This is a genomic window from Gaiella sp. (genome assembly GCF_035558935.1).
Taxonomy (GTDB): Bacteria; Actinomycetota; Thermoleophilia; order Gaiellales; family Gaiellaceae; genus Gaiella.
The window spans coordinates 1-5,623 of the sequence record NZ_DATMBZ010000036.1; the positions used below are offsets into that span (position 1 = coordinate 1).

The following is a 5,623-nucleotide window of genomic DNA, read 5'->3' on the forward strand; positions in this document are numbered from 1 at the left end:
CGGCGCATCCGTCCCTCCTGCATGTCACGAACGGAGAGAGCGCCGCCAACACGCTTCGGCAGACCGGGATCGGGGGTGCCGTCCTTCCCTGGCAGGACGCCCTTCACGAGGGGCCCGCGCCCGCAGGGTCGCGCCTGCAGCTCCTCGAGACACGGGCGTCGTTTCTGTCCGAGTGCGGGTGGGGGAGCCGGCGCGCACTGCTCGCCTCGCTCGAACGTCGCGACAGCCGGCTGGTCGGCGCGATGCGCGACGGCCTGCAGGTCGTGCTCTGGTTCGAGCATGATCTCTACGACCAGCTGCAGCTGCTGGACGTGCTGACGCTCATGCACGAGGAAGGGGTCGTGCCGGAGCTGGTCGTCGTCGGCTCGTTTCCCGGGAAGCCGTCGTTCGCCGGCCTGGGCGAGTTGACCGCAGGCGAGCTGGAGACGCTGTGGCCGGCGCGACGCGCGGCGACGGCCGCGACGCTCGAGACGGCGGCGGCCGCCTGGGCCGCGTTTCGTGCGCCGGAGCCGACGGATTTGGCGGAACGGGCGACGCGCGAGACGGAGGAGCTGCCGTTCCTCGCTCCGGCGCTAGGCCGGTTGCTCGAAGAGCTCCCCGCGCCGGGGGACGGCCTCTCCGGCACGGAGCGACGGGCGCTGCAGTCGATTGACGCGGGGGCCGACACACCCGGAGCCGCGTTCGTCGCTGCCCAGCGACTCGAGGCCGCGCCGTTTCTCGGCGACTCCTGGTTCTACCGCACGCTCGCGCAGCTCGGGCGGGGCGAGGCGCGGCTGATCGAGACCGACGAGGGACATCCCGTCCCTTCGCCCCCGCCGCTCGGCGACGCACACCTCTTCGCGCGGCTCCGGCTGCGCCTGACCGCAGCGGGAGAGCGAACGATGGCGGGCGACGCCGACCGGGTCGAGCTGCTCGACGTCGACCGCTGGATCGGCGGGACCCACGTCACGTCTCAGAGCCCATGGCGCTGGGATCCGGCGCGCGGAGAGCTCCTGGCGCCCGGATAGCCGCGCCCGCAACGGGGACCGGTCACCGCGCGGGTGCGTGGCTCGCCGTGGTGTGACCTCGGTTCTCCAGGGCTTCGACCCGACGCCGCTCTCGTGCTCAACCTGGCCAGAACATTCGGGTTCGGGTTGAGCGCCGGCTCGCGGGAGTGGAGGGCGCGGCTCGACGCCTTCGACGTCCTCGTTCTGGCGGTGACCGTCGGGCCGCGGGCGGCATAATCCGCGAACTGCGGATCGGGATCCCGCCCCCGGACCCGACGCCGCCACCGCGCGGCTTGCTCGGCTGGCTCCGCTCGCTTCGTCGTCGCAAGTGAGCACGAGAGGGGGAAGGACCGATCTCTCGGCCCTTCCCCTGCGATCCGCCTGGGACGCCTCCTACTTCGGCGGCTTCGGCACCAGGCAGGTGACGGTCGAGGTGTTGCCCGACGTGTCGGTCGCGGTCACCGTGGCGTCACCGGGACTGACGATGTGGGCTGCGACGGCGGAGTCCGGGCCGCCGATCTTCTTGCTGACCGGCGTGGAGCCGTCGGATGCCTGGGTGTACTTCATCGTGTCGCCGCTACGGAACGGTGAGCCGTCCGGCCGGCCGAGCCCGTTCACGCTGATCACGATGTCCGACTGCGCGGTCACCGTGTCCGTGGCGGTGAGGAGGTAGAACCCGTCCTCGTTGGATCCGCCGGGAACGTTCTTCCCATTCGGGTTCACGGACGGCGTGCACGCCAGTACGGGCGGCGTGGTGTCGCGCCAGATCTTCTCCACGGTGACGCTGACCTTCGCCGGTGGCGTGCCGAGCTGCGCCGACACCTCGATCTCGTCCGTGCCGAGGCTCGAGTCGGCCTTCGGCACGGTGTACGTGAAGCTCACCTGTCCGGCGGCGTTCGTGGTGCAGTTCGCGTTGGGGCTGCAGGTGCCGGTCGCGCCGGCGTTCTGGCCTCCCACCACGAAGCTCACGGTTCGCCCCGCGACCACGGACGGGTCACCTGCGATCGTCGCCGTCACGGTGTGCTGGTTGTCCGAGCCGAGCTCGTTCGTCTCGGTCGCCGGAGCGGCGCTCAGCTGCACGACCTGAACGGTCACGCAAGCCTCTGCCGTCTTCGAGTCGCCCAGGACGTCGCTACCGGCCGCCGTGACGCAGATCGTGTGGGCGCCCGGGGCGAGGTCCTGCGCGGTCGTCGAGTAGGTGACGGTGGCGGCGCCGGGTTGCGGCAGGTCGGGATCTATCTCCGAGTTCGGGATCGCCGACGAGTTTCCGTCGACCGACAGTTCCAACGACTGGAGCGTCGAGCCGATCAGGTTCTGGATGATGTCCGGGAGGTTGTTCGGGTTCGGCACCGCCGTGCAGACGCCACCGTTCTGGGCGATCTGATTCAGCGTCCCGGCGCCGCCGTCGGTGGTGCAGCTACTCCCGGCGCCGATGGCGATCGACTGGACGACCGCGCCGGCCGCCCCGAGGGCACCGGCGGGGCCCGTGACGTTCGCACCGGTGTTGCAGACGCCGTCGGAGGCGAACACCACGAACGTGTGACCGTTCGTCGTCGCGTTCACCAGGGACAGGGCGTCCGTCAGGCCCGCAGAGCAGTTCGTCCCGCCTCCGGGACTGCCGCTCGTGATCGCAGCGTTGACCGCCGGGCTCGTCGGATCGGTGAGCCCGAGCGCGGTCGACGCGCTGTCGCTGAACTTCACGACGGCGACCTCGTCGGTCGATCCGTCTGCGACGGCCGCCGCGTTGAGCCCGACGAAGAACGCCTTCTCGCAGTCGAGGATCGTGCCGCAGGTGCTCCCCGAAGGAGTTCCGCCGGTCGAGCCGGAGAAGTCCATCACGTAGACGATCGTCGCGTCCTGTGCGCCGACCCCGATGCTGGCCTTCCCCGCGACGGGAACGTCGACCGAGCTGCCGACGAACTCCGTCCCCGTGGCCGGCGAGTCGATCGAGACCGTGAGCTGTGCGCCGTTGGACAGGGTGGCCGTGGCCGGATTGGCGGCCAAGGCGATCCCGGCCAGCATCGCGACCATGCCGACGGCAGTCGCAAGCGCGAGCACGCCACGGCGCCACCGCCGTGAACGTCCCCGCGCGGTCGAGCGATACCCGGATGACCGAGCTGCTCTCATCGTCCCTTCCTTTCCTCGACGGTTCGACGCAACCGAGGCCGACTCCGGGCCAGGCGCGGTTCGCCATGGCCACGGACAGAGAGCGGGCAGAAGGGACGGGCTCGAAGAGATCCCGGTCCGTCGACAGCCTCGCGGTCACCGTCATGTCCCCCTACGGTTGAGTCCCCTACAACGGGCCGCTCGGTGGTTGGTACCACGGGCCGGGTGCGCCTACATCCCCCCTCCGAGTCAGTGCCGGCGACTTTCGAGGGGGTCAGCGCGGATCGGACACTGCGAGCGGCGGCCCGACGACCTCGAATGCCTCGGTCTCGGCCGCGAGACGCGCGAAGGCTTCGACGCCGCGCTCCTCGGCCGGAAGCTCCGCGTAGCGCTTGAAGAACTCCTCGAACGCCGCCGTCGCCGGCATGACCGTGGCGAAGAAGCGCAGGGGTCCTGGTCCGACGTTCTGCCAGGTGTGCGGCGTGCCTCGCGGGATGAAGACGAACGATCGCGCCGGCGTCAGGTGCAGAGTGTCCCCGAGCTTGATACGCATCGAGCCTTCGAGAGTGAAGATGACCTCGTCTTCCTCGTGGACGTGGAGCGGCGGGCCTTCCTGGCGGGCCACGAACGTCTCGATCGCGGTGAGCGCGCCGTCGCTCTCGTCGCTCCTGATCTTGAAGGTGAAGAGCCCGCCCATCGGGTTCTCCACTGACAGCCCTTCCCCGGGCCCCAGGACCAGCTCGCGCACCGCGTCATCCTATGGGCGGCCGGCCGCCGGGCGCGGCGCATCCGACCGGGCCGGGCCCCACCCGACGACGACTAGGGTAGAGCCATGACGACCAGCCTCGAGCTGGGGCGCATCTTCGGGATCCGGATCGGGATCAACTGGAGCTGGATCGTCGTCTTCGCGCTGATCGCTTGGACGCTGGCGGTCGGCGTCTTCCCGTCGACGAACCCGGGATTCTCCGACGGTGCCTACATCGCGATGGCGATCGTCGCCGCGGCGGCCTTCTTCGCGTCGCTGCTCCTCCACGAGCTGGGGCACGCGTTCCAGGCGCGACGCGAGGGGATGGAGATCGAGGGCATCACGCTGTGGCTCTTCGGCGGCGTCGCGAAGTTCAAGGGGATGTTCCCGAGCGCAGGGGCGGAGTTCCGGATCGCGATCGCCGGCCCCCTCGTCTCGCTCGCGCTCGGGGCACTCTTCTCGCTCGGCGCGTGGGCGGTCTCGACCACGGACGCCGTCGACGCCGTCGTCGCCTGGCTCGGATACATCAATCTCACACTGCTCGTCTTCAACATGCTCCCCGCGCTGCCGCTCGACGGCGGCCGGGTGCTGCGTTCGGCTCTCTGGCACTTCCGCGGCGACTTCCGGAGCGCGACGCGCGGCGCGGCCCGGCTCGGCCGCGGCTTCGGGCTCCTCTTGGTCGCGGGGGGCATCTTCCTGTTCGTCTTCCAGGGGGCGTTCAGCGGCGCCTGGCTGGCCTTCATCGGCTGGTTCCTGCTCCAGGCGGCGACTGCCGAAGACCGCTATGCGATGGTGAGCGAGTCGCTCGGCGGGGTGCGCGTCCGCGACCTCATGACCCGCGAGCCCGTGACAGTGCCTGCGTCGATGTCGATCGCGCGCTTCATGGACGAGATTGCGTGGAGCCGCCGCTACACGACCTATCCCGTCGTCGACGGTGGGCGCGTCGTCGGCCTCCTCGCATTCCGCTGCGTCGCCGAGGTGCCGCGCTCCGAGTGGGAGCTGCGGCTGGTGCGCGAGTGCATGATCCCGCGCGAGCGCGTGCCGGTGTTCGACGAGGACGACGCGGCGGTCGACGCCCTGGCCGAGCTCAGCGAATCGGAGCTCAACCGAGGGATCGTTCTCGAGGACGAAGAGCTCACCGGGATCGTCTCGATCACCGATCTCGCGCGCGCGCTCGAGATCGGGATGCCCGGCCGACGGGTGGGGAGGGCGGCCTGACTACCTGAGCGGCGCGCGCTCGACCGCGATCAACGCCTTCGCCGCAGGCAAGCCGATCGACGTCGTCAACCCGTGGCCTGGAGGTGAGGCGACGCCTGCCCCAGCACGTCGCGATGCCGATGCCCGGCCTGCGGCTCGTGCTCGTCGCTCAACGAAGGGGCAACTCGCGTCCGCGTTCCTCGTCGGGTCGCGGGCCGAAGATACGCCGTTCGCTTTCGTCGATCTCCACGTCGTTGATGCTTGCCTCGCGGCGCCGCATCAGGCCGTGGTCGTCGAACTCCCACAGTTCGTTGCCGTAGCTCCGCCACCACGTTCCGTCGCGGTCGCGGCTCTCGTACTGGAAGCGAACGGCGATGCGGTCGGTGTCGAAGCACCAGAGGTTCTTCCGCAAGGCGTACTCGAGCTCACGGTCCCACTTGTGCGTCAGGAAGGCGACGATCTCGTCGCGGCCGGTCACGAATACATCACGGTTACGCCAGACCGAGTCGACGGTGTACGCCTGCGCCACCTTCTCCGGATCGCGCGTATTCCACGCGTCCTCCGCAGCCTGCACCTTCTGTGTGGCTGT

Annotated in this window: 5 protein-coding genes; 2 read left to right on the forward strand and 3 right to left on the reverse strand. The window is 70.0% G+C overall.

Going from position 1 to position 5,623, the window contains the following annotated elements:
• A partial coding sequence (locus VNM44_RS03965) for a DUF1835 domain-containing protein (protein WP_325622864.1) occupies positions 1-1,007 on the forward strand: 1,007 nt, incomplete at its 5' end.
• 372 nt (positions 1,008-1,379) lie between these two features.
• Here VNM44_RS03965 and VNM44_RS03970 read toward each other — a convergent pair.
• Both VNM44_RS03970 and VNM44_RS03975 read right to left on the reverse strand, forming a co-directional pair.
• A complete protein-coding gene (locus tag VNM44_RS03970; protein ID WP_325622866.1) occupies positions 1,380-3,113 on the reverse strand; it encodes a vWA domain-containing protein in 1,734 nt (577 codons plus the stop codon).
• Positions 3,114-3,366: 253 nt separating this feature from the next.
• Entirely contained in the window at positions 3,367-3,840 is a 474-nt protein-coding gene (locus VNM44_RS03975) for a cupin domain-containing protein (protein WP_325622868.1), read from the reverse strand.
• An 84-nt stretch (positions 3,841-3,924) separates the two neighbouring features.
• Here VNM44_RS03975 and VNM44_RS03980 point away from each other — a divergent pair, with 84 nt between their 5' ends.
• Positions 3,925-5,055, forward strand: coding sequence for a site-2 protease family protein (locus VNM44_RS03980; RefSeq protein WP_325622870.1), 1,131 nt, complete (start codon positions 3,925-3,927; stop codon positions 5,053-5,055).
• Positions 5,056-5,203: 148 nt separating this feature from the next.
• Here VNM44_RS03980 and VNM44_RS03985 read toward each other — a convergent pair.
• Positions 5,204-5,623, reverse strand: a 420-nt coding sequence (locus VNM44_RS03985) for a nuclear transport factor 2 family protein (RefSeq protein ID WP_325622872.1), incomplete at its 5' end; no start/stop codon positions are given.

Coding starts and splice junctions, on each gene's coding strand:
- VNM44_RS03980 (WP_325622870.1), top strand. CDS start 3,925: ATGACGACCAGCCTCGAGCTGGGGCGCATCTTCGGGATCCGGATCGGG.
- VNM44_RS03970 (WP_325622866.1), bottom strand. CDS start 3,113: ATGAGAGCAGCTCGGTCATCCGGGTATCGCTCGACCGCGCGGGGACGT.